This window comes from Lachnoclostridium sp. An196 (assembly GCF_002160135.1).
In the GTDB taxonomy this organism is placed as follows: Bacteria; Bacillota; Clostridia; order Lachnospirales; family Lachnospiraceae; genus Hominiventricola; species Hominiventricola avistercoris.
Map to the genome: position 1 here is coordinate 137,924 of NZ_NFJZ01000005.1, position 23,328 is coordinate 161,251.

Here is a 23,328-nt window from a genome sequence, read left to right on the forward strand (position 1 = left end):
TCTCTCCTTTACTCCTCTGCTTTTAATTTTTCCAGATAATCCGCCGCTTCCTGCACCGTACGGATATCCGCAGCCTCATGTTCATCGATTTCCACATCAAATTCGTCTTCCAGTTCTCCAAGCATGCTCATAAAATCAAAGGAAGTAAATCCCAGATCTTCCATAAAACGGGAATCCGGACGGACATTCTCAGGTTCCACCTCCACATAATTGCAGATTATATTCACCAACTGATCAAACATTTTTTCTTCCTCCCTATACCAGTTTAATAATCTCTCCGATGCTCAGATCCGGGTTTTCTACGCCCTTGAACATGATCCTGCACAGATAATAATAAAGATATTCCAGTTTCTCTCTGGAAACGGCTTTCACCTGATGTTCAAAATTAAAATCCAGCCCGTTGTCTTCCGGACGGTGCATCACAGTCAGATACATGGCCTGAGTCGTGGCGCCGTTGGGATACCATTTCGTTTTATACTGAATATCCCCCAGCTGATCCAGCCCTTTTTCTTTCAGCGTCAAAGGCTGGTAGGTCAGAGACATGGGTTCATAGGTCTGTCCCTGAGGATTGGGATACAGTCTGCTGCGATACGCAAAATATGCCACCGGATCATAGTTTGCATGACGAAAATATTCGTTCTGCAGATCACGGATTTCATAGATTCCATCCAGAAAAGTATGATCCGGAGATATAATCGTGCGGAACGGGAAGGAATGAATCCTGGTTCCTCCGGACTTTTTCTCCTTGACCGTCGCTCTTCTGGCAATGGCTGTATTGATGGACACATCATCATTGCCGTTCATCTTCTGGAAATAAGTACGCAGACCCATGAGCAGCAGCGTGGCCAATGACACATGATACTTCTCACAGAAATCCATCAGCCGTTTTGTAGGCTCTGCCTCCAGATGAAAAATATCCAGAGCAGAATCCACAGAGTCAGATACATTGATGGCTGCACGGGCATCCGGATTCCCGCTTCTTTTTCTCTCGGCCTCCAGCAGCTCCGGCCCGTCGATACCGTTATAAATCGGTTCAGAAGACTCTATCAGTCTCTGGAAATATGCCGCGTCTCTCGCCTGGGCTTTACTGCCCGCCTCATACGCCAGATCTTTCTCCACCTGCTCTATGTAAGATGCCATATCCTTCGGATAAGGTACGCCTTCATATTTTGCGTTGCAATAAAGCTCGATAATATCTTTCAAAAAGCAGATCAAAGACTGAGCATCCATGGTCATATGATCCACCAGCAGGTATACCCCCTGGTAACCGTCCGGCGTCTTGATCATCACGATACGGTTCATCGGAGAATCATCACGTTTGAAAGGCACTCTGGTCCACGCCTTCATCGTCTCCTCTGCTTCTTCCATAGTCTTCCCCGTAAAATCTACATATTCAATGTCCCTCTCTTCTTTATCCACTACGTACTGATAATACGTTCCTTCTTTGTCGTGGGCAAAACGAAGTCTCATGGAATCGCAGCGCTCATAGGCCTTGTAAATCGCCTGTTTAAGTTCCCCAAAATCCAGATCTACGCCAATAGTCAGGCTGGTTCCAATATTCAGCACCTCTTTTTTCGGGCAGAAATTCTGATAGAAAAAGTGAAATTTCTGTGCGGCAGTCAGAGGATATACCGGATATCCTTTTCTTTTTTTCATCATTTTATGATACCTCCGATAAATTCGTCCAGAGCATGTTCATATGTCTCCGGAGCTTTATAGTAACTTTCTGCATGGGACGCACCCTCTACAATCAGTTTCTTTTTAGGCGAAGCACAGTTTTCATATATTTCATCACACATGCTGCACGGCACGAAACCATCCTCGCTGCCATGGATGAAAAGAATCGGCACTTTCGCTTTGCGCACCTCTCTGGCCGCGTTACAGTCATCCAATCCATATCCGGCTTTTCTGCGGTTTACAAAGCTGGCGATCTGGATCATCGGAAAAGCCGGAAGATGATACATCGAGTGAAGCACGTGCGTAAACACTTCCTTAGGAGAAGTAAATCCACAGTCAGAAACAATTCCTTTCACCTGAGACGGCAGTTCCAGGCCGCTTGCCATCAGCACCGTGGCTCCCCCCATAGAAGTACCATGAAGCAAAAGCTCCACATTTTCCCCGCACCTGCGGATAATCCACTGAAGCCAGCCCATAAGATCATACCGGTCCAGGCATCCGAATCCCACGTACTCCCCCTCGCTTTGTCCATGAGCCCTGGCATCCGGCAAGAACATGCCGTATCCACGCTTCAGATAATAATCTGACAGTCCGATATAATCGCTCATTCCCTGACTGGTATATCCATGCAGGCATACCACAATCTTTTTACTGTCTCCATTTGGAAAATAAGTAGCGTGAAGACGGAGACCATCCCTCGATCTGGACCATACCTCTTCATGGGGCTGCTCCATCATATACTCTTTACGTTCCTGCATCAGGCCTGCATACTTACTCCAGTCTGTTCCGGACATTTTGATTGTCCGATCCACACTTAACCGGTTACGTCTCATGGTTCTTCGATAAAAATATGCGGATCCCCCGGCTTCAGCGACTGTCAGAAGCCCCAGCAGCGCTGCAATACTTCTTATCAGTGTCTTCCTCATCTTCCCTGCCTTCTTTCTTTATTTTCTTTTACTGTCAATCAGTTCCTTGAAACGCAGAGCTTTGTCAATATTCCCTTCCACCTTCAGTTTCATCAGCCCTACTGCCGCAACCGGATCCAGTTTTCCTTCCGCTATCTTCATAAAAGTTTCAGCGCTTCCGGTAAACATGGCATCTCGGTCATAATACTCGTACGGTTCCACATAAAGTTTTCCGTCCTTTACTTCCACATAAAAAATCCCTGCGGCTTCCCCTGTAATGTTAAACTGGTATGCCAAATGTTCGTGGATGTCGCTCACATCCGCCTCCATAAATCTGCTCTTAATGTCTGCAAAAAAATCCGCGTATTTCATCTTTCTCTTCCTTTTTCTTTTTTCGACCATCAGTCGATTTATTCACACTGATACATTACCACTTTTTCGACCGCCGGTCAATTTGTTCGGCATATAAATTATCGTTTGTTTTCCCGATTTTTCCGGCAGTTTTCCCAGTTGTGCACCTCATTGTGCCATGTTATACTTAGGGATATCGCAGTAATGCGGCGGAGACTTACAGAAGAGGTGAACGACTTGCAAAACCAAACAAAACAGGACCAGATTCTGGATGCCCTCCAGACTCTTCTGGGGGATAAAAACATACAGAATATTTCCGTCAGTGAAATCGCTCAGACGGCCGGAATCGGGAAAGGAAGCATTTATTACTATTTTCCCTCCAAAGATTCCATCGTAGACGCGTTGGTAGAACGGAATTATGAAAAACCGCTGGAAACAGCAAAAAATCTTGCAAAACAAACCAGCATTTCGCCTTTCACACGAATGGCCATGATCTTCCAGGCATGCAGAAACTCCTCAACTGAGTTTCGTGCCCAGGACGAGACCAAGACATCGGACGCAAAGGAAGACGCATTTATCCGCCAGAAATATATGAAACATCTGATCTCAGAAATGAAACCTGTACTGACCGAGATCATCCGTCAGGGTATTGAGCAGGGAGAAATCCATTTCGACTATCCCGCCGCACTGGCCGAGATCGTACTGATCGTACTGACTGTTAAATTAGACAATTCACTGGTTCCATCTGATCCTGGGAAAATAGAAGAGACCATCCTCGGACTGATCTCTCTGTTGGAAAAAGGGACGGAAAACCCGGCGGGATCGCTGAATTTTCTGATGATGAAATGACGTATACAAAAACACCGGTTGTTTTTAAACGGCCGGTGTTTTTGTATCTTTTGCACTAATGGAGATAGCGAGACTCGAACTCGTGACCTCTTGAATGCCATTCAAGCGCTCTCCCGGTTAGATCGGTTACATACCCCTCTAAATCGGGCCAATAGAGCGTTCAATACGCGGGACACCCCACCAAAAGCCGCAAAACCATCGGCGTTTTTCTTGAAATTCATTATAGCTGGGGCCAGACCGCATATCAATACTAAATTTGAAAACAAGCTCGATACCGCAATTCCCTTTTCGCATGGTATAATTTCCTTGTTCCATAGCGAAAGGGGGTGTTGAGTATGGAGAAAGAATATATAGCTGGTGAGCCGCAAAGATATGAGATCGGCAATCGCGTTTTTATCGTGGAGCCCCGTTATGATAAAAACGGTGAAAGTATGTCGGACATCCTGTTAAAGCTGATGATGGCCGATGTCGATGAAAAAATGTGGAACGAAGGCCACCGCGAAAAAATCTAATCTAAAATTAAATCCGAGTTGTCAAGCAAGGTATTTATTCTAAAACAATTTCATATTGAGCATTACGCCGCCCGAGTGAGACTATGGGCGGCGTTTTCATACACCACAACTTGAAAGGAGGAGTCCCTTATCTGCTGCCAGCCATCGGGCTGGCTTTTTTCATTTCAAGACAAAGGAGGTTTGACATTGGCAGACGATAAAAAGAATATCGGCCCCGAGGCAGAAACGACTGACACGGCCCCCGCGCAGGAGCAGCCTGCTCCCGGCAAGGCCGAGCCCGTTGTGGCAGATCCCGCCCCGGCTGAAAAGGCAGCTCCCGCAGAAAAGGCGGAGCCCACCGTCCCGGAGGCTCCCAGCCCTGCGGCTCCCGAGCCGCTCAAGCCCGACAAGGAGGCCAAGCAGACTGCCACCCCGGACAAGAGTGATCCTGCCCCTGCTCCCTCTGGCAAGGTGGTGGATTTCGCCGCCGCCCGTGAGGAGGCCGGAAAGGACAAGGCCCCGAAGGAAAAGGCTCCCAAGCAGAAAACCACGGAGTCGAAGGACAAAGCAGCGGCCAAGGCCAGCAAGGGCCGCCCGGCAAAGGCTGACAAGGCGGCCCCCGACAAGGCCAAGCCGCCCACGCGAGACAAAATGTCCCAAAGTAAGGCTGCCCCGGAAAATGCTGCACCCAATCCGCAGGAGGCTCCCGCCCCTGCCGCGCCGGAGCAGCCCGCCGCGCCCCGTGACGCTACCCGCGCAGAAAAAGAGGAAATTGTCTACCTCAATCTGTCCGAGCTGCGCCCGTTCAAAAACCATCCCTTTGGTGTCCGTGACGATGCCGAGATGCAGGGCCTTGTGGAGTCCGTCCGGGCAAGTGGTGTAAACCAGCCCGCGCTGGTGCGCCCCACCGAGGATGGCGGGTATGAGATCATCGCGGGCCACCGCCGCCAGAGGGCAAGCGAGCTGGCCGGGTTTGTGAATATGCCCTGTATTGTCCGTAACATGACCGATGACGAGGCCATCCTCGCTATGACGGATGACAACCTGCGCCACCGCGAAAAGATTTTGCCCACGGAAAAGGCACAGTCTTTGAAAATGCAGGTGGAGGCCATCAAGCACCAAGGCGCTCGTCCCGGTGAGGACGCACAGGAGGCGGGTAAACGCTCCACGCAGATCGTGGGTGATCGCAACGGCATGAACTACAAACAGGTACAGCGGTATATCCGCTTGACCGAGCTGGTGCCGGATTTGCAGAAAATGCTGGACGAAAAAAAGCTGGCATTTACCCCCGCCGTGGAGATTTCCTTTATCCGGCCCAAACATCAGAAGTATATCGCCGTGTCCATTGAGGGCCAGCAGTCCTCTCCGTCCCTATCCCAAGCCCAGCGGCTCCGCAAGCTGGATCAAGAGGGCAAGCTGAACGGCGATGTGATCGACGGCATTTTGATGGAAGAAAAGAAGGAGGTTGATAAGGTGATTATCAATAGCGCGGAACTGGAAAAGTATTTCGGCAAGGACAAGTCCCCCCGTCAGATGAAGGATCAGATCATGGCCCTGCTGGATGACTGGAAGGCCAAGCAGCCCCCCGAGCTGGGCAAGCCCGAAAAGAAAACGGATAAGAGCCTGTAACCTCGAGACAATTTGTCCCGAGGTTTTTTCATTGAATGGAGGTTTTAACAATGAAACGACCCCTCGCATATATCACCGCTGCGTGGTGCGGCAGCGATGCCGAAAACGCAAAACAGGCGGCGCAGTATTGCCGCAGCGTGTATGAGGCGGGCTTTTCGCCCATCTGCCCCACGCTGTTCCATCCCCTGTTCCTCAATGATGCCATTCCCGAGGAGCATAAAAGCGGGATCGACATGGCCCGTAATCTGCTCAAACGCTCTCATGTGCTGGTGGTGTGCGGCCATACCGTCACCGAGGCTATGAAGAACGATATTGCTGTTGCCCAGCGGCTGGGTATCACGGCAACCACGCTGGAGGGCATCTTGACGGTCAAGGGACAGGGCCGCCGCTGATATGGCGGCCCTGCTGGAAGCCTACATTACCAACCTCGGCAAATATGCCGAGGGGCAGCTTGTGGGCGAAACGCTGAAATTTCCCACCACGGCGGAGGAGGTACAGTCCCTCTTAAAGCGCATCGGCGTGGACGGCATACGGTATGAGGAGATTTTCATAACCAGCTTTGACGGCGATGTACTGGGGCTGCATGAGCACTTGGGCGAATATGAAAGCATTGACGAGCTCAACTATCTGGCCGCGCTGCTGTCGGAAATGGATCAGAGCGATATAGAAAAGTTTGAGGCGGTCATAGACGCTGGCGAATACACAGGTAGCGTAAAAGACTTAATCAACCTCACGCAAAATCTGGATTGCTTTGAGTTCTATTCCGGTGTCCGTAGTGACGAGGAGCTGGGCCGTATGTATGTGCTGGAGTTCGGCGGTGTGGAAGTCCCGGAACACCTCATTGATTATATCGACTATGAGGCATACGGGCGGGATGTGCGGATCAATGACGGCGGCCACTATGCCCCCGGTGGATATGTGGCCGACAACCGCAGCAGCTTTATAGAGCACTACACGGGCCGGGATGACATTCCCGACGAGCACCGCGTTTTCTCCATGCCCAAGCTGTCCATCCGGGAGCAGATGTCAGCTTTCAAGGAAATTATAGACCGTTCCTCGCTGGAGGGGGAACGGAAACGGCCCACGCTGGGCCATACGGAACGATAACCCCACCTTGGGACAACTTGTCCCGAGGTGAGAAAGGAGGCGGCATAGCTGATAGAAGAAGATATTTCCCGGCGTACTGTTGCAGTTTCCGTCCGGGCCAGTAAGCTGACGGCGCGGAGCCTTGCCTATGTGGTGGCCGCTGTGGGGCGCAAAATCGCCAAAGAACACCGCGCCCGGCAGATCCCTCACGGCAAACAGACGGTCAAGCAACTTATGCGGCATGGCGTGTCTACCAACAGTCTGGAGCTGTCCGGCGATACCAAAAGTTTTGACCGGGTGGCCCGGAAGTGGAATGTGGATTATGCCTTTTACAAGACAGGCCCGGACAAATACCTGTTGTTTTTCAAGGCGGGACAGGCTGATGCCATGACCGCCTGTTTCTCGGAGTATTCCAAAAAGGTGCTGAACAAGTCCAAGTCCAGGCGCATCCCCATCCGGGATCAGATCAAGCGGGCCGGAGATCAGCTCACCCGTGAAAAGCCCAAACAGCGGGAGCGTGTGAAGGAGGCGGCGCATGAAAACAGATAAGCTCCGAAAATTCCTCATTCCCAATATCCCGTATGTGTTCATCGGCTGGGCGTTCCTCAAATTGAGTACGGCCTATCGGCTGGCCGCTGGTGCGGGTTTCCTAACAAAAGTGATGGGGATCGGCCAGACTATCGGCCCGGCCTTTGCCGATTTCGCGCCGGGGCTAAACCCTGTTGACTGGCTGGTTGGTATCGTGGGAGCCGTGGCGTTCCGTCTGTTCATCCACATGAAAAGTAAAAAAGCCAAGAAGTTCCGGCGTGACGAGGAGTACGGCTCGGCCCGGTGGGGAAACGAAAAGGACATCAAGCCCTTTGTCGATCCCAAGTTTGAAAACAATGTCATTCTGACCGGGACGGAGTTTCTCACCATGAACACCCGGCCCAAGATCCCGGCCAACGCCCGAAACCTCAATACCTGTGTCATCGGATCGTCCGGCTCGGGCAAAACCCGCTTTTGGCTCACGCCCCAGCTTTTACAGGCCCATTCCTCTTTCGTGGTGGTAGACCCGAAGGGCGGCGTCCTGTCCCAAGTGGGCAGCTTTCTCCAAAAGCGGGGGTACAAAATCAAGGTATTCAACAGCATCGACTTCTCCAAGTCCATGCACTATAACCCGCTGGCGTATATCAAGAACGAGTCCGACATCCTAAAGTTCGTCAATGCCCTTATTTCCAACACCAAGGGCGAGGGCAAAGAGGGCGATCCGTTCTGGACGAAGGCCGAAACGCTCCTATACTGCGCCCTGCTGGGCTATATCATTTTCGAGGGCGCGGAGGAAGATCGCAATATGAATACGCTGGTGGACATGATCTCCGGCATGGAGGTCAAGGAGGATGACGAGGACTTTATGAACGCGGTGGACTATATGTTTGCCGGGTTGGAAAAGCGAAAGCCGGATTGCTTTGCTGTGAAGCAGTACAAAAAGTACAAGTTAAGCAGCGGCAAGACGGCCAAAAGCATTTTGATTTCCTGCGGTGCTCGTCTGGCTCCCTTTGACATCCCCCAGCTCCGGGAGATTATGAGCTACGATGAACTGGAACTTGACCGTATGGGTGACAGACGGACGGCAACATTTTTCTGCATCAGCGATACGGACAGCACCTACAATTTTTTGGTCGCTCTCGCTTTTTCGCAGATGTTCAATCTCCTGTGTGAACGGGCCGACAATGTGCATGGGGGCCGCTTGCCCCATCATGTGCGCGTCCTGTGGGACGAGGCGGCCAATACGGGCCAAGTGCCGGGGCTGGAAAAGCTGGTGGCCGTCATTCGTTCCCGCGAGGTGAGCCTTGTACTGCTCTATCAGCAGCTTGCTCAATGCAAGGCCATTTACGATAAAAATGCGGAAACGATCCTCGGCAACATGGACAGCGTGATATTCCTCGGTGGCCGCGAGGCCAGCACTATCAAGGAAATATCGGAAAACTGGCTGGGCAAGTCCACGATCTCCATGCAGACGGATGGCCGCACACGGGGCCAGTCCGAAAGTTACAGCCAAAACATCCAGCGGCTGGGCCGGGAGCTGATGACCCCCAGCGAGCTTGCCACAATGCCCGGTGATCGGTGCATCTTGCAGCTCCGGGGCCTGCCCCCGTTCTATTCCCGCAAATACGATCTGAAGCAACACCCCAACTACAAGTTTACGGCTGAGGCCGACAAGAAAAACGCCTTTAACCTCGACAGGCTGATAAACCGCCGCAGGCGGCCCGGCCCCAACGAGGCTTGTGAGGTGTACGAAGTGGATGTGCCCGCCGAGGCGCTCACAGAAGAGGACGAGGACATCCTCAACTATGACGACCTCGACGATCCAGACGCTTTTGTATAAAACCTTGGGCTTTTAGGGTTCCCGCAAAATCAGCGATTTTGTGGGAAGAGGAGGCGCAACGGAGCGTGCGGAGTTTGGGACATTTTGTCCCAAAGTAGCAAAGCGAAGTTTGTGCCGACGAGTCCCGAGGTACGGACGCTGCCGCCCTACACGGGGCGGCTTTTTTCATGGCCGGGTATAGCCCGGAGAAAAGGAGTAATATATGCAGTTTTTCGCTTCTGCCATCAACACTTTGCAGACCCTCGTTATTGCCCTCGGCGCTGGCCTTGGCGTGTGGGGCGTTGTCAACCTGCTGGAGGGCTACGGCTCCGATAACCCCGGCGCGAAGAGCCAGGGTATGAAGCAGCTCATGGCTGGCGGCGGCATCATCGTGCTCGGCACCACTCTGATCCCCCTGCTGTCCTCCCTGTTTTAAGGGTTTAGCTTATGGGATTTCTCACCGACTGGCTTACAGACTGGATAAAAGGGCTGCTGATTGAGGGTATCATGGGCAACCTCACGGGCCTTTTTGATACGGTCAATACCCGTGTCGGAGAGATTGCGGTGCAAGTAGGGACGACCCCGGCGGCTTGGAACGCCGGGGTCTTTTCCCTCATACGGCAGCTTTCTGAAACGGTGATACTGCCGATTGCCGGTCTGATTTTAACCTTTGTTGCCACCTATGAGCTGATCCAGCTCATTATCGAAAAGAACAACCTACACGATCTGGACTACTGGATTTTCTTCAAGTGGATTTTCAAAACGGCGGCGGCTATTCTCATTCTCTCCAATACATTCAATATCGTCATGGCGGTATTTGATATGTCCCAGAGCGTGATTGCCAACGCCGCAGGGCTGGTGCGCGGCTCCACCGACATCAGCGCGTCCATGCTGGATAATCTGGAGGCTACCTTGGAGGCGATGGAAGTCGGCCCCCTGCTGGGTCTGTGGCTCCAGTCGTTCCTCATTCACATTACCATGCTTGCGCTGAACATTATTATTTTCGTCATCGTCTATGGGCGCATGATTGAAATATATCTGCTCACCAGCTTGGCCCCCATACCCGTGGCTACGCTCTCCAACCGTGAAATTGGCAGTATGGGCCAGAACTATATCAAGTCCCTGTTTGCTGTCGGTTTCCAAGGTCTGCTGATCCTTGTGTGCGTGGCCATCTATGCGGTGCTGGTACAGGGTATTGCCACTAGCGGCGATCCCATCGGGGCGATCTGGAGCTGCATCGGCTATACGGTGCTGCTGTGCTTCACCCTGTTCAAAACTGGCTCGGTGGCAAAGAGCATATTCGGCGCGCATTAAGAAAGGACAACGCCATGAACAAAACCACTTTGGAAAACAAGGGGTACCCCGCAAAGTCGGCAGACTTTGTGGGGAGAGGAGGCGCAACGGAGCGGGCGGATTTCGGGACAAATTGTCCCGAAGTAGCAGAGCGGAGTTTGTGCCGACGAGTCCCAAAGGCCCCGGATGGCCGGGTGTTGGAGCCCAGCGGCCTGTTCCTTATGGACGGGATCGAGGGCTTGCGCTCCTTGCCCCGTCATTCGGTGGATATGCTTTTGACCGATCCCCCATACGGCACGACCCGGAACTATTGGGATGTGCCGCTGCCGCTGATCGAGTTTTGGGAGGCGGTGCGCTGGGCGGTCAAGCCGGACGGCGCGGTGCTGCTGTTTTCCCAATGCCCCTATGATAAGGTGCTGGGGGCATCCAACCTTGCCATGCTCCGCTATGAGTGGATATGGTACAAAGAGCGCGGAACAGGCTTTCTCAATGCCAACCGCGCCCCGCTGAAAAAGTCCGAGAACATTTTGGTGTTCTACCAAAAGCCCCCGGTATATAATCCGCAGTTCACCTATGGGGAGCCGTACCGCAAAACCCATGCCCGAAGCGGGAGCAGTCCCAACTATGGCAAGTTTGAACGGGTCGGCACCGAGTCCAGCGATGGGCGACGCTATCCCAGCAACGTCCTTTTTGTGCCTACGGTGTCGCACACGATCCACCCCACACAAAAGCCTGTGGAGCTGTGCGAGTACCTCATTCAGACCTATACCAACGAGGGCGAGGTGGTGGCTGACATCTGCGCCGGCTCCGGCACAACTGCCGTTGCCGCGCTGAACACAGGCCGCCGCTTCATCTGCTTTGAAAATGCCCCCGTGTTCTACGGCCCCGCCGTGGAACGCATTGAACAGGCGCGGCTGGCCGTGGCCGGGGGCGGGAAAGGAGTGTGACAATATCGGAGGATATTCCATCATCTATGCCGATCCCCCTTGGCAGTACCAGCGGAGCAAGGTACAGGGGGCGGCTGAAAACCATTACCCCACCATGAGCATAGACGAGTTATGTGCGCTGCCTGTGGCCGAGATTGCGGCCCCGGACAGCGCACTTTTCATGTGGGCAACATTCCCGCAGCTCCCGGAGGCCCTGCGGCTCATTAAGGCGTGGGGCTTCAACTATAAATCCGTGGCCTTTGTGTGGCTGAAAAAGAACAAGAAGGCCGATAGCTGGTTTTATGGGCTGGGTTTCTGGACGCGGGGCAACGCGGAGATCTGTCTGCTTGCCACACGGGGCCACCCCAAACGGCAGGCCGCCGATGTCCACCAGTTTATCATTTCTCCCATCGAGGCCCATAGCAAAAAGCCGGACGAAACGAGGGACAAAATTATTTCCCTCATGGGCGATCTGCCCCGTGTGGAGCTGTTCGCCCGTCAGACCCCGCCCGGCTGGGATGTATGGGGCAACGAGGTGGAGCCGACAATCCGGGACTTCGGGACAATTTGTCCCAAGGAAGGAGTGTGACGGATGCCCTATGTAAATGTCCCCAACGACCTATCCAAAATCAAAACGAAAATCGCCTTTAACCTCACCAAACGCCAGCTTGTCTGTTTCGGCATCGGCGCGGCGGTGGGCGTCCCGGCCTATCTGCTCTCCCGTGGTGCCATCGGCAACACCGGGGCGCTGTTCGTCATGCTGGTGATCATGCTCCCGGCCTTTATGATGGCCATGTATGAAAAAGACGGGCTGCCCTTTGAAAAGGTGCTGCGAAACATCCTCAACACCCGGTTTCTGCGGCCCGGTGTGAGGCCCTACAAGACGCAGAACATCTATGCGTCATTCACAGGAAAGGAGGAGCCTATTGCAGAAAACAAAAAGTAAAAGCAAGCCAAAGGCAAGTAAGCGCCGGGCCGTGGTGTCTGCCCAGCAGACGATCCCCTATGTGGCGATGCACCCGGACGGCATCTGTCAGCTCCCCGGCGGGCTTTACACGAAAACGGTGGAATATGAGGACATCAATTATGCCGTTGCGTCCACCGAGGATCAGACTGCTATCTTTGGCGGCTGGAGCTCATTCCTCAATTACTTTGACAGTTCCTTGCCGTTCCAGCTTTCTTTCGTCAATCGGCGTTCCCGGTCTACCCACCGTTACAAGGTGAATATCCCGGCCCAGCAGGATGCGTTCAACAGCATCCGGGGCGAGTTCGTGGATATGCTCAAAGGCCAGATTGCCAAAAGCAACAACGGCATTGAACGCTCCAAATACATCACCTTTGGTCTGCCCGCTGGCAGCGTGGCCGAGGCCCGGCCCCGTCTGGATCGTGTAGAGGCCGATGTGATGGGCAACTTCAAGCGGCTGGGGGTACAGTCCCGGCCCCTCGATGGCCGGGATCGGCTGGCCGCCTTGCATGGGCAGCTCCACCCCGGCAGTCGGGAGCCTTTCCGATTTGCGTGGAAGGATATTCCCAGAACTGGCATGGGTACGAAAGACTTTATTGCCCCGGACAGCTTCGACTTCCGGCAGAGCCGTACATTCCGGGTGGGCCAGTCTTGGGGAGCTGCGTCCTACTTGCAGATTTTGGCGTCGGAAATGTCGGATAAGCTGCTGGCTGAAATCTTGGAGCTGGATGCCGAGCTGACGGTGACGCTCCATGTTCAGACGGTGGATCAGCTCAAGGCCATTAAAACCATCAAGGGTAAAATCTCCGATATTGGACGCATGAAGGCCGAGGAACAGAAAAAGGCTGTCCGGGCCGGGTACGATATGGAGATTTTGCCCCCCGACCTCATTACCTTTTCCAAGGATGCGGCAGAGCTGCTGGCCGATCTGCAATCCCGCAACGAGCGAATGTTCCTTTTGACCTTTACCGTCATCAACCTTGCGCCCAGCCGCCAGCGTTTGGAAAACGATGTATTTACCGTGTCCGGCATCGCGCAGAAATACAACTGCGCTCTGAAAAGACTGGACTGGCAGCAGGAGCAGGGTTTCCTGTCCTCGCTGGTGCTGGGGTACAACGGCATTGAGATCCAGCGCGGTATGACAACCAGCTCCACGGCGATCTTTATTCCCTTTATGACCCGTGAGCTGCGTATGGACGGACAGGCCCTGTACTACGGCATGAACGCCCTTTCCCATAATGTCATCATGGCTGACCGCAAAAAGCTGAAATCGGCCAACGGAATGTACCTCGGCTCCACGGGATCGGGCAAGTCCTTTGCGGCAAAAAGAGAGTTGATCAATGTGTTCCTTGCCACCAGCGACAGGATCGTGGTGGTAGACCCGATGGGCGAATATGCCCCGCTGGTGAGGCGGCTGGGTGGACAGGTCATCGAGATCGCCCCGGACAGCCCCAACCATATCAATCCTATGGACATCCAGCTATCCACCAATGACGAGGACAGCCCCCTGTCCATGAAGGCCGACTTCCTGTTGTCCCTGTGCGAGTTGATCGTGGGCGGCAAGGAGGGCTTGCAGCCCATCGAAAAGACGGTCATTGACCGCTGTGTGCGGCTGGTCTACCGGGAGCTGGCGCTGGGGATCGGTAGCGGGGATATGCCGCTGCTGCAGGACTTGTATGAGGAACTGCTGAAACAGCCGGAGCCGGAGGCCCGGCGTGTGGCAACGGCGCTGGAGCTCTACTGCACAGGCTCCCTCAACCTGTTCAACCACCCCACCAATGTCCAGACGGATGCCCGTGTGGTGTGCATCGTTCTGAAAGGCATGGGCGAAAACCTCCGCAAGATCGCCATGCACATTACAAACGAGTTTGTCACATCGGCTGTCAACACCAACCATGCCGAGGGCCTTGCTACTTGGTGCTACTTTGATGAGTTCCATATTCTGCTCCGCGATCCGCTGACGGCCAGCTACTTTGTGGCCGTGTGGAAGATGCTCCGTAAAAAGGGCTGCGTCCCCTCGGCGCTGACGCAGAATGTGAAGGACTTGCTGGCAAGCCGGGAAATCGAGGCCATTCTGGATAACACCGACTTTATGATCCTGCTGTCACAGGCCCAAAGTGACCGGGCGATCCTCGCAAAGCAGCTCGGCATTTCCGAGCATCAGCTCTCCTATATCACCCATAGCAATTCCGGCGAGGGTTTGCTGTTCTACGGCTCCGTGACCATCCCGTTTGTGGATCGTTTCCCCAAGGGTGAGATTTACAATCTGCTGACCACCCGCCCGGAGGATATGGCCCATGAGCGAAAGGACGAATAAGGGCGGGGCCACTTCGGGACAAAAAGTCCCAAAGTCCCCCAAAAGCAAGTTTAGAGCCAAAAGCCAGCAGGAGCAAACCGCCGAGTCCAAGCTGCGTATGGAAAAGCGCGGCGAACAACTGGATAAGGCCAAGAAAAAGCTGGCAAAGCAGAAACCGCCGAAAAAGTCCGGCCCCGTGAAAAAGGCGGGCCGGGCGGCGGGTGCAACCGTTCATGGGTATGTGCATGGCAAGCTATATGAGGTAGAGCATGAGAATGTCGGCACCGAAAGCGCCCACCGATCCGAGCTGGTCGGTGAGGCCGCCCTGCGCTCCACATCCCGGTATGTAAAAAAGCAAATCCGGGAGCACCCGGCCAAAGCGGTGCAAAAGGCCGAGTCCAGGCACATCAAGGCTACGGCGGATTATCAGTACCGGGCCACGGTGGAGGCCCACCCGGAAATGCAAAAGGGCGGCGCGGTGTCCCGGTATATCCAAAAGCAGAAAATCAAGCGGCAATACGCAAAGCAAGCGCGGGAGGCTGCAAAGCAGACGGCCAAGGCCGCAGAGAAAACGGCGGTCACAACGGAAAAGCTGGCGGCCCGGGCCGTGGCCTTTGTCAAGCGGCATCCTGTGGGGGTGTTGCTGTTCCTTGCCTGTTTTCTGCTGCTGGTGCTCATGCAGTCGTGTATGTCCTCTGCGGTGACGATTGGCAACGGCGTGGTGGGGGCCATCGGCGCGTCCACCTATGCCGCCGAGGATGCCGATCTGCGCGGGGCCGAGGCCGCCTACTGCGGGCTGGAGGCCGAGCTGCAAGACTATCTGGACAGCTACGAAAGCACTCACGATTATGACGAATACCACTTTGAGCTGGATGACATTGAACACGATCCCTATGTGCTGCTGTCTATTATCAGCGCCATACACGAAGGGGCGTGGACGGTGGACGAGGTACAGGGAACGCTGCAAATGCTCTTTGAAAAGCAGTACATTCTGACGGAAACGGTGGTGACGGAGCGCCGCTACTACCTCGAAACGGACACATGGACGGACGAAGAGGGCAACACCCATACCGACACATACCGGGTCTATTACGATTACTACATTTGCACCGTGACGCTGGAAAACTTCAACCTGTCCCATCTGCCCATCTACATTATGGGCGAGGATCAGCTCTCCCGGTACGCCCTGTATATGTCGGCGCTGGGCAACCGTCCAGACCTGTTTCCATCGTCCCCCTATGTGGCAAAGTACACCGCCGATCCCGTGGAGCATGAGATCCCGGAGGCGTATTTGGCCGACGAAACCTTTGCCGCCATTTTGGAGGAGGCCGAGAAATATATCGGCTATCCCTATGTATGGGGTGGGTACAAGCCCAGCACATCCTTTGATTGCTCCGGCTTCGTGTCCTATGTCTACAATCAATGCGGCTGGGACTTTGGGCGGTTGGGGGCGCAGGGGCTGTATAACATCAGCCGCCGCACCAGCTCACCCCGCCCCGGCGATCTGGTGTTCTTCACCGGGACTTATGATACCCCCGGCGTTTCCCATGTGGGTATCTATGTGGGCGATGGCTGGATGCTCCATTGTGGCGATCCCATCGGGTATGCCAATCTCAACACAAGCTACTGGCAGTCTCATTTCTACGCCTACGGGCGGTTATCGTGAAGGAGGTTATCTATGGCAACTACGAAAAGCGCGAAAATCGAAGCCGAGATCGAAAAGGTCAAGGCCAAAATCGCGGAACAGCAGACCAAACTGAAAGAACTGGAACAGCGCAAGGTGGAGGCTGAAAACAGCGAGATCGTGGACATCGTGCGCGGCATGAGCATCCCTCTCGCGGAGCTGCCGCTGGTGCTCCAGCAGCTCCGGGCCGGGAAAACCTTGGGACAAAATGTCCCGAAGTCCGAGGAGGTGGCTGCGGAATGAAAAAGCTGCGTGTTCTTTTACTGACGCTCTGCGTGGCCGTGTTCATGTGCGGCTTTACCGTGACGGCCCATGCCGGGGGCGGTGACGAGTACATCGAGCCTACCGACCAGTGGGAAGGGCTGGAGGAGCCTACCCCCACCACCGAGCCGGGGGTAGGCTTTTCTGACGAGGGCAACCTTGTCACCCGCGATCTGCTCTATGACGAGCACACCAACAAGCAGTTTATCACCGTCCAGACCAGCGGCGGCAATACATTCTATATCGTCATTGACTACGATAAGCCCGTGGACGAGGACGGCGAACAGTACGAAACATACTTTTTCAGCATTGTGGACGAGGCCGATCTGCTGGCTGCTATGGAAGCCGCCGGGATGGAAGTCCCCGCCTGTGCCTGTACGGATAAGTGCATGGCCGGGGCCATCAACACCGATTGCCCCGTATGCGCCACCAACATGACCGAGTGCGTGGGCGTGGAGCCCGAGCCGGTGGAGGACACCGAGCCTGTGGACGATCCCGAGCCGGAGCAGCCCGAGGACACAGACGGCAATATGGGTACGATCCTGCTCATTTTGGCGATTGCCGCCGTGGGCGGCGGTGCTGGCTGGTATTTCAAGGTTTACCGCCCCAAGCAGCAGCGGGCCACAGAAGCGGTTGAGGAGGACTACGGGGACGAGCTGGATGCCTTTGACGATCTCGAGGACGATACGCCCCCTTGGGACGAGGACGAGGTATGAGCCGGGAACTGACCCGCGAGGAAAAGAGGGCGATCCGCAAGCTGGTGTTTTCCCTGTGTGCGAACTATGATCGGGAGTATGGGTGCTTACCGCTGGACGGCCCCTGTTATATGCTGGGGAAATGCTGGACGGGAGCCTACTGCCGCTACTTCCGGGATGCCGTTCTGCCCAATGATCCGGTGCTGGAGGCGGCGCTGACCGCCGAAGGCCCGGTCCCGGAAACGCGGCCCTGCCCGATCTGTGGGCGACCTTTCCTCCCGGATGGCCGGACACGGTATTGCTCTGCGGCCTGTTCCGCTACTGCCCTGCGAAAACAGAAGCGGGATTATATGCGTAAAACAAGGCGCTGACCCGTGGAAAATTAGGCCCGAAAAAACCGCCTGTATCAAGGCTTTTCGGGGCCGCTTGTGGGGTGGGGTGTATCATTTCATACCCCACCCCTGTTTTCGCAAAATACTTTCCACTTTTTGAAGGAGGTGTACCGTGGAGAAAAACGCCGGATATGTGATCCGCGAGTCCGTTCTCTTTGACAACAAACGGGGATTTGCCATCGCGGAGCATGGAAACCCCAAAGTCCCGGCTCCCTTTGTCACATGGCAGTTTGCCGAAGAGAACGGGCGGCGGGATTATTATTGGGGCCATTACCACGCAGACGAGGCATCGGCTCAAAAGGATTTCAAGGATCGAGCCGCCGACTACAAGCGGATGTATAAGGTGCAGGAGGTCAAGCCCCGCACGATTGCCCAGCAGATGAAAGAGGCCGCAAAGCTGGCCGAGGCTGACCGGGGCCGCGCTGCCCCGAAAAAGACTACCCCCGACAGGGGCGACAGATAGGAGGATCGCTATGCCCGAAAAGTATGACCCGCTGAAAAGCGCGGAACTCACCACCGAGCAGAACTATAATATGATCGACGGTATTCTGAACAACGGCCCGGCCCCGGTGCTCCCGCCCGAGGAAAAGCCGCTGGATAAGGTGCGGGAGATCCCGCCCAAACGCCGCAGCAGGGAGCGCGAGGAGCGTTGACGAAAAAGCGCCGTCGCTGCGTCCATCTCAATGTCATGGTAACGCCCGAGGAGCAGGAGCTGATCTATGAGCGCATGGCCGAGGCGGGTATTCAAAATATGGGAGCATATATGCGGAAAATGGCCCTCAATGGGTATGTGCTCCATGTTGATCTTGCGGATGTGCGGGAGCTGGTGTCCTTGCAGCGGCGGTGTGCAAACAACCTCAACCAAGTGGCGATCCATGCCAATACCTACGGCATCTACCCCTCGGAGATCGCTGCGCTGCAAAAGGACTATGCAGACCTGTGGGGGCCGCTGTCCGTTCTGATTAAAAAGCTGTCGGAGGTGGTGGAGCTATAACAAAACGCGGGGAGCACAGGTTTATACCTTGCTCCCCGCATTATTCTGTTTCATCGGGCAAATATGCGATTATGTCGTCAAGCTCACAATCAAGTATTCTGCAAAGGGCATCCAGCGTGTTGGTAGAAACGGATTCATTCGCTTTCAGCCTACGCACCGTGGAGCTACTGATCTCCCCTTTGACCTGCAAAGTGTATGTGGTTGCATTTTTGCGCTTCATAGTTTCCCACAATGGGGCGTATGAGATCATCCGGCCTACCTCCTTTCACGCTTGCTTATATAAACATTATTGCCTATAATTGACCTAAAGCGTGATAGGCAATATTGCCCATACCAAGGCGGGGCAATTTCAGAAAAGAGGTTTGGATAATGGGAGAGAAAACTTGTTGTGTAACAGGCCATCGTGATGTGCCAGTCGGCAAGGAGCAGTATGTGGAAGAAGCACTACGGAAAGAAGTGCTGGCTGCGATTGCAGCGGGATATACCCGTTTTATCTCCGGGTTTGCCGATGGTGTTGATCTCACTTTTGCCGCCATAGTTGCAGCGGAAAAGAAACAAAATAGCTGTTTGCAGTTGGAGGCCGCGCTCCCATATCGAAACCGTATCAATGCTAAATCTCCCTTGTTTCAAGAATTGCTTGCTTGTTGTGATCGCGTGTATGTTCAGTCTGAAAAATCCAATCGCCAATGCTACCATGAACGCAACCGCTACATGGTACTTTCCTCGGATCGGGTAATTGCCGTTTATGACGGGAGATCCACGGGCGGCACTTTTTACACCATTCGTTTTGCACAGGCAAACGAAAAGGAAATTCGCATCATTGAGATATAATCCTTGGGACATTTTGTCCCAAAGTAGCCCGGCCATCGACATCCTTGTTTGCTTATATGGGCGGAGTTATAATATTGGTAGGAGGAAACCCATCAACTTTTACAGGAGGTAGCCGCTTATGATCGTTCTGAAAATCCTTGCCGCCCCCTTTGTGGTGGTGCTCACCGTTCTGGCCGCCGTGGTGTCTTTTCTGTTCTGTATGGCAACTGCGGTTTTCGTTGTGGCCTGTGTGGTGCTGACCCTGCTTGCCGTGGCCCTGTTCATCAGCGGCCAGACGCTGGGCGGGATCGTGTTCCTTGTCCTTGCGTTTCTGATCTCTCCCTATGGCATCCCGGCCATCGCGGAGTGGCTGGTGGATAAGCTGCACAATCTCAACTTTGCTCTGCGGGGCTTCATCACAGGCTGATACTTCGGGACAATTTGTCCCAAGGTAGCATGACGGCGGCTGAACACAGCCGCCGTTTTTCTTACAGGAAGGAGGGCTGCCTACGGCAACGACCTATCTCAAAAAGCACAAAATCAGCAAGGGAGAAACTATCGCGCAATCGCTGAAGGATCGGTTTGAATACGGACAAAACCCGGATAAGACGCAGGGTGGCGAGTTGATTTCTTCCTATGCCTGCGACCACATGACCGCCGATGCGGAGTTCCTGTTAAGCAAGGCAAAGTACCGGGCTGTCACGGGCCGGGAGCAGCGCCGGGATGCCGATGTGCTGTGCTATCAGATCCGGCAGGCGTTCAAGCCCGGAGAGATTACCCCGGAGGAGGCCAATCGCATCGGCTACGAAACGGCGATGCGCTGGACGAAGGGCAAGTACGCCTTTTTCGTTGCCACCCACACAGACCGCCAGCATATCCATAACCATATTTACTACAATTCTACTTCGCTGGATTGTACCCGGAAGTTCCGGGATTTCATCGGCTCGGCCCGCGCTGTGCGGCGGCTCTCGGATCGGGTGTGTCTGGAAAATGACCTGTCCGTGATCCTCAATCCCAAGCTACATAGCAAGGGCCGCTTTCTTCACTATGGGGCATGGCTGGGAGCCGAGCGCCAGCCCTCTTATAAAGAAAGGCTGCGCCTTGCCATCAACGATGCTCTCGCAAAAGGCCCCGCCGATTTTGCCGACTTTCTGCGGCTCATGGCGGAGTCCGGGTATGCGGTCAAGCATGGGCGCGGCGGTGTGATCTCGTTCCTTGTTCCCGGACAGGAACGGGCAACGCGGCTCCGGGCATCCACCCTTGGGGAAGGTTACGATCCCGAGAACATTCGAGCCGTGATTGCCGGGAAACGACCCGTCCCGCATATCCACGATGCGGCGGCTCCCACGCCCAGGCGTGTCAATCTCATTGTGGATATACAGGAGCGTCTGCGCTCCGGCAAAGGCCCGGCCTATGAACGGTGGGCCAAGGTGTATAACCTCAAACAGATGGCAGCAGCCCTCATGTTTTTGCAGGAGCACCAGCTCACCGAGTATGACCAGCTCGCTGCGCAAGCTGACGGAACGGCCCAGCGGTTTCATGCGCTGGCCGGGGAACTGCGTCAGACCGAGGCTGACCTCGCCAAAACCTCCGCGCTGATGGAGGCTGTGGTGCAGTACGCCAAGTCCCGGCCTGTGTTCGAGGGGTACAAGGCGGCCCGGTACAGCAAGAAATATCTGGCCGAGCATGGCCCGGAGCTGGCCGACTACCGGGCAGCGAAGGCGGCACTCAATGAGCTGCTGGACGGTGAAAAGCTCCCGAAGATGGACGCGCTAAAAGAAAAACGCCGCAAACTTGCAGCGCGAAAAAAAGCCCTCTATGCCGAGTACCGGGCGGCCCAGCAGGAAATGCGGGAGGCCGTGGCGGTCAAGGCGAATATCGATCATCTGCTCGGCCTGTCGGACGAGCGCAAAAATAAGGAACAGGAGCGATAAGCAACGGTGACGCAGACAACAGACTTCGGGACAACTTGTCCCAAAGTGCCGGGTTTGGGGAGGCTCCCCAACAAGCGTTTTTGCAGCCCCCACGGGATGCAAAAATAGCAAGTGTGGCTACACTTGCCCTGCTTGCCATTTGTGCGCTCCTCTCAAAATAGCGCAAAACGTCTTGACCGATTCGGTTATTTATGTTACACTGTATACAAATAACCGATTCGGTTATTTGTAGGAGCAGAATAGTAATGGAAAAATTTTTAGCGCTTTCACAGGAGAAACAGGCAACAATCCGTAATGCGGCGCTTGCCTGTTTCGCAAGACATGGATATGAAAAAACGTCAATCAATGATATTGCGGTAGCGGCAGGTATCTCAAAGGCGTCTATATTCCAGTATTTTGGAAATAAGCAGACACTTTACCAGTATTTATTTGATTACTGCGCTGCCCAAATGAAGCAAGCCTATAACACGAGTGCATTGGAGGAAACTACGGATTTCTTTGACCGTGTATGGGAAGCCAGCGTTATGAAAGTGGAAATCTTAAAAAAGCACCCGCATATTGCGTCGTTTATTGCAAGTGTGGCAGTGGAACCAACGCCTGAATTGAAAAGTGCCATATTTTCAGAAGCAAATGAAAAATATATCGCATCGCTTGTTCTGCATGAGCGGGATTATAAAAAATTCAGACACCCGGAGGATGCAGAATTAGTGTTTCAGATGCTTATGATGCTTGCAAAGGGTATGTCCGTTCAGTTGGAAAGTGGAGTGGATTATGACAGCATGATGAAAGAGTTTCGAAACATCCTAGATATGTTGAAACACAACTTTTACAAGGAGGAATATTTGCCATGAGCAAGCCGGTAATTGTCCTAAACGAACTTACAAAAAGCTATGGAAAACATCGAGGAATTGAAAACATTAGCTTTACTGTTGAACAAGGCGAGGTTTTCGGCTTTATTGGCCCCAATGGAGCAGGAAAATCTACCACAATCCGTACTCTAATGGGCCTGCTGAAACCCTCCAACGGAGGAGCCTCTATCTTTGGGTTAGATTGTAGTCGGGAGCCCGCCCGTATCGCAAAGGATGTGGGGTATCTTCCCAGCGAAAACTGTTACTACAACAATATGAAAGTAAAAGAAATGCTTTTCTACACAGCAGAACTCTATGGTGTGAATGCCCACAGCCGGATGGAAGAATTAGCGGAGCGGTTGAATTTAGACTTATCCAGGCGAATTGGCGATTTGTCTTTAGGGAACAAGAAAAAAGTTGGCATTGTGTCGGCTCTGTTACCCTCTCCGAAGTTGCTGATTATGGACGAGCCTACCAGTGGCCTTGACCCGCTCATCCAGCAGGCTTTCTATGATATTCTGAAAGAAGAAAACAAACGAGGTGTGACCATTTTTCTGTCCTCCCACGTTTTGAGTGAGGTGCAAAGACTTTGTGACCGTGTAGCCATTCTGCGGGAGGGGAAGCTGATCAGTGTTCAATCCATGAAGGAACTGCGGGAAAACGGATACAAGAAAATCTCGCTGACAGCAAAAAGCGCCATTCCAGAGGATTTCTTTTCTGTTCCCGGTACGGCTAATTTAGAGTGGGACAAGAGCAAGACTTCTGTATCCTTTATGTTCAGCGGACCAGTTATGATGATTATGAACCAGCTTCATCGGCTGGAGCTGGAGGATATTTTAATTGAGGAACCGTCATTGGAAGAAGTATTCCTCCACTACTACGAATAGGAGGTCGTT

Annotated in this window: 30 protein-coding genes; 25 read left to right on the forward strand and 5 right to left on the reverse strand. The window is 53.7% G+C overall.

The window, feature by feature from the left end; all coding sequences use genetic code 11:
- Window positions 1-8: 8 nt before the first annotated feature.
- From B5F29_RS07580 to B5F29_RS07595, 4 genes are read right to left on the reverse strand one after another with little or no spacing between them, the layout of a single operon-like run.
- Entirely contained in the window at window positions 9-242 is a 234-nt protein-coding gene (locus B5F29_RS07580) for an acyl carrier protein (protein ID WP_087154054.1), read from the reverse strand.
- A gap of 13 nt (window positions 243-255) precedes the next feature.
- Entirely contained in the window at window positions 256-1,656 is a 1,401-nt protein-coding gene (locus B5F29_RS07585; protein ID WP_087154136.1) for a condensation domain-containing protein, read from the reverse strand.
- Window positions 1,656-2,603 (reverse strand): alpha/beta hydrolase, encoded by a 948-nt coding sequence (locus B5F29_RS07590; RefSeq protein WP_087154055.1) that lies wholly within the window; start codon window positions 2,601-2,603, stop codon window positions 1,656-1,658. Before B5F29_RS07590 ends, B5F29_RS07585 begins: the two co-directional genes overlap by 1 nt.
- 18 nt (window positions 2,604-2,621) lie before the next feature.
- Window positions 2,622-2,954 carry an SCP2 sterol-binding domain-containing protein gene (locus tag B5F29_RS07595; RefSeq protein WP_087154056.1) on the reverse strand — a complete coding sequence of 111 codons (333 nt, stop codon included), beginning with the start codon at window positions 2,952-2,954 and terminating at the stop codon, window positions 2,622-2,624.
- 216 nt (window positions 2,955-3,170) lie between these two features.
- Between B5F29_RS07595 and B5F29_RS07600 the strand changes: the two genes are divergently transcribed.
- From B5F29_RS07600 to B5F29_RS07690, 20 genes are all read left to right on the forward strand, one after another.
- A complete protein-coding gene (locus tag B5F29_RS07600; RefSeq protein ID WP_330397553.1) occupies window positions 3,171-3,782 on the forward strand; it encodes a TetR/AcrR family transcriptional regulator in 612 nt (203 codons plus the stop codon).
- A gap of 335 nt (window positions 3,783-4,117) precedes the next feature.
- On the forward strand, window positions 4,118-4,294 hold the full coding sequence (locus B5F29_RS16550; protein ID WP_015574152.1) for a hypothetical protein: 177 nt from the start codon (window positions 4,118-4,120) through the stop codon (window positions 4,292-4,294).
- Between the two features lie 186 nt (window positions 4,295-4,480).
- Window positions 4,481-5,902, forward strand: a complete 1,422-nt coding sequence (locus tag B5F29_RS07605; protein ID WP_087154058.1) for a ParB/RepB/Spo0J family partition protein — start codon at window positions 4,481-4,483, stop codon at window positions 5,900-5,902.
- A 50-nt stretch (window positions 5,903-5,952) separates the two neighbouring features.
- On the forward strand, window positions 5,953-6,294 hold the full coding sequence (locus B5F29_RS07610) for a DUF7768 domain-containing protein (RefSeq protein WP_015574151.1): 342 nt from the start codon (window positions 5,953-5,955) through the stop codon (window positions 6,292-6,294).
- Window position 6,295: 1 nt separating this feature from the next.
- Entirely contained in the window at window positions 6,296-7,009 is a 714-nt protein-coding gene (locus B5F29_RS07615; RefSeq protein ID WP_015574150.1) for an antirestriction protein ArdA, read from the forward strand.
- A 129-nt stretch (window positions 7,010-7,138) separates the two neighbouring features.
- Window positions 7,139-7,537: a PcfB family protein gene (locus tag B5F29_RS07620; protein ID WP_181966738.1), complete on the forward strand. Its 399-nt coding sequence runs from the start codon at window positions 7,139-7,141 to the stop codon at window positions 7,535-7,537.
- Window positions 7,524-9,356 carry a VirD4-like conjugal transfer protein, CD1115 family gene (locus B5F29_RS07625; RefSeq protein WP_015574149.1) on the forward strand — a complete coding sequence of 611 codons (1,833 nt, stop codon included), beginning with the start codon at window positions 7,524-7,526 and terminating at the stop codon, window positions 9,354-9,356. Before B5F29_RS07620 ends, B5F29_RS07625 begins: the two co-directional genes overlap by 14 nt.
- A 202-nt stretch (window positions 9,357-9,558) precedes the next feature.
- Window positions 9,559-9,771 (forward strand): Maff2 family mobile element protein, encoded by a 213-nt coding sequence (locus tag B5F29_RS07630; protein WP_058722652.1) that lies wholly within the window; start codon window positions 9,559-9,561, stop codon window positions 9,769-9,771.
- Window positions 9,772-9,782: 11 nt separating this feature from the next.
- Window positions 9,783-10,649: a VirB6/TrbL-like conjugal transfer protein, CD1112 family gene (locus B5F29_RS07635; protein ID WP_015574146.1), complete on the forward strand. Its 867-nt coding sequence runs from the start codon at window positions 9,783-9,785 to the stop codon at window positions 10,647-10,649.
- 200 nt (window positions 10,650-10,849) lie between these two features.
- Entirely contained in the window at window positions 10,850-11,575 is a 726-nt protein-coding gene (locus B5F29_RS07640) for a DNA-methyltransferase (protein ID WP_076918095.1), read from the forward strand.
- Between the two features lie 4 nt (window positions 11,576-11,579).
- Complete coding sequence (locus tag B5F29_RS07645) at window positions 11,580-12,143, forward strand: MT-A70 family methyltransferase (protein WP_076918096.1); 564 nt, start codon at window positions 11,580-11,582, stop codon at window positions 12,141-12,143.
- A 3-nt stretch (window positions 12,144-12,146) separates the two neighbouring features.
- On the forward strand, window positions 12,147-12,500 hold the full coding sequence (locus tag B5F29_RS07650) for a PrgI family protein (RefSeq protein WP_015544973.1): 354 nt from the start codon (window positions 12,147-12,149) through the stop codon (window positions 12,498-12,500).
- Entirely contained in the window at window positions 12,451-14,835 is a 2,385-nt protein-coding gene (locus tag B5F29_RS07655) for a VirB4-like conjugal transfer ATPase, CD1110 family (RefSeq protein WP_407937709.1), read from the forward strand. Before B5F29_RS07650 ends, B5F29_RS07655 begins: the two co-directional genes overlap by 50 nt.
- Window positions 14,816-16,480 carry a C40 family peptidase gene (locus B5F29_RS07660; RefSeq protein ID WP_015574144.1) on the forward strand — a complete coding sequence of 555 codons (1,665 nt, stop codon included), beginning with the start codon at window positions 14,816-14,818 and terminating at the stop codon, window positions 16,478-16,480. Before B5F29_RS07655 ends, B5F29_RS07660 begins: the two co-directional genes overlap by 20 nt.
- Before the next feature lie 12 nt (window positions 16,481-16,492).
- Entirely contained in the window at window positions 16,493-16,741 is a 249-nt protein-coding gene (locus B5F29_RS07665) for a DUF4315 family protein (RefSeq protein WP_015574143.1), read from the forward strand.
- Window positions 16,738-17,475 carry a DUF4366 domain-containing protein gene (locus B5F29_RS07670; RefSeq protein ID WP_015574142.1) on the forward strand — a complete coding sequence of 246 codons (738 nt, stop codon included), beginning with the start codon at window positions 16,738-16,740 and terminating at the stop codon, window positions 17,473-17,475. The genes B5F29_RS07665 and B5F29_RS07670 overlap by 4 nt, the downstream gene beginning before the upstream one ends.
- Entirely contained in the window at window positions 17,472-17,825 is a 354-nt protein-coding gene (locus tag B5F29_RS07675; RefSeq protein WP_015544972.1) for a cysteine-rich VLP domain-containing protein, read from the forward strand. The genes B5F29_RS07670 and B5F29_RS07675 overlap by 4 nt, the downstream gene beginning before the upstream one ends.
- A gap of 133 nt (window positions 17,826-17,958) precedes the next feature.
- Window positions 17,959-18,309: a hypothetical protein gene (locus B5F29_RS07680; protein WP_022131682.1), complete on the forward strand. Its 351-nt coding sequence runs from the start codon at window positions 17,959-17,961 to the stop codon at window positions 18,307-18,309.
- 10 nt (window positions 18,310-18,319) lie between these two features.
- Window positions 18,320-18,499 carry a DUF4316 domain-containing protein gene (locus B5F29_RS07685; RefSeq protein ID WP_015544971.1) on the forward strand — a complete coding sequence of 60 codons (180 nt, stop codon included), beginning with the start codon at window positions 18,320-18,322 and terminating at the stop codon, window positions 18,497-18,499.
- Window positions 18,496-18,840, forward strand: coding sequence for a plasmid mobilization protein (locus B5F29_RS07690; protein WP_022131683.1), 345 nt, complete (start codon window positions 18,496-18,498; stop codon window positions 18,838-18,840). The genes B5F29_RS07685 and B5F29_RS07690 overlap by 4 nt, the downstream gene beginning before the upstream one ends.
- A gap of 40 nt (window positions 18,841-18,880) precedes the next feature.
- On the opposite strand, the gene B5F29_RS07695 is transcribed toward B5F29_RS07690, so the two are convergent.
- The gene (locus B5F29_RS07695; protein ID WP_015544970.1) at window positions 18,881-19,090 is read right to left on the reverse strand and encodes a helix-turn-helix domain-containing protein; all 210 of its coding nucleotides are present in this window, start codon (window positions 19,088-19,090) and stop codon (window positions 18,881-18,883) included.
- 119 nt (window positions 19,091-19,209) lie between these two features.
- Here B5F29_RS07695 and B5F29_RS07700 point away from each other — a divergent pair, with 119 nt between their 5' ends.
- From B5F29_RS07700 to B5F29_RS07720, 5 genes are all read left to right on the forward strand, one after another.
- Complete coding sequence (locus tag B5F29_RS07700; protein ID WP_015574141.1) at window positions 19,210-19,671, forward strand: SLOG family protein; 462 nt, start codon at window positions 19,210-19,212, stop codon at window positions 19,669-19,671.
- Window positions 19,672-19,789: 118 nt separating this feature from the next.
- The gene (locus tag B5F29_RS07705) at window positions 19,790-20,077 is read left to right on the forward strand and encodes a CD1845 family protein (RefSeq protein WP_015544968.1); all 288 of its coding nucleotides are present in this window, start codon (window positions 19,790-19,792) and stop codon (window positions 20,075-20,077) included.
- 142 nt (window positions 20,078-20,219) lie between these two features.
- Complete coding sequence (locus B5F29_RS07710; RefSeq protein WP_071429069.1) at window positions 20,220-21,584, forward strand: relaxase/mobilization nuclease domain-containing protein; 1,365 nt, start codon at window positions 20,220-20,222, stop codon at window positions 21,582-21,584.
- Between the two features lie 245 nt (window positions 21,585-21,829).
- Entirely contained in the window at window positions 21,830-22,435 is a 606-nt protein-coding gene (locus B5F29_RS07715; RefSeq protein WP_015574140.1) for a TetR/AcrR family transcriptional regulator, read from the forward strand.
- On the forward strand, window positions 22,432-23,319 hold the full coding sequence (locus B5F29_RS07720) for an ABC transporter ATP-binding protein (RefSeq protein ID WP_015574139.1): 888 nt from the start codon (window positions 22,432-22,434) through the stop codon (window positions 23,317-23,319). Before B5F29_RS07715 ends, B5F29_RS07720 begins: the two co-directional genes overlap by 4 nt.
- The last annotated feature ends 9 nt before the right edge of the window (window positions 23,320-23,328 follow it).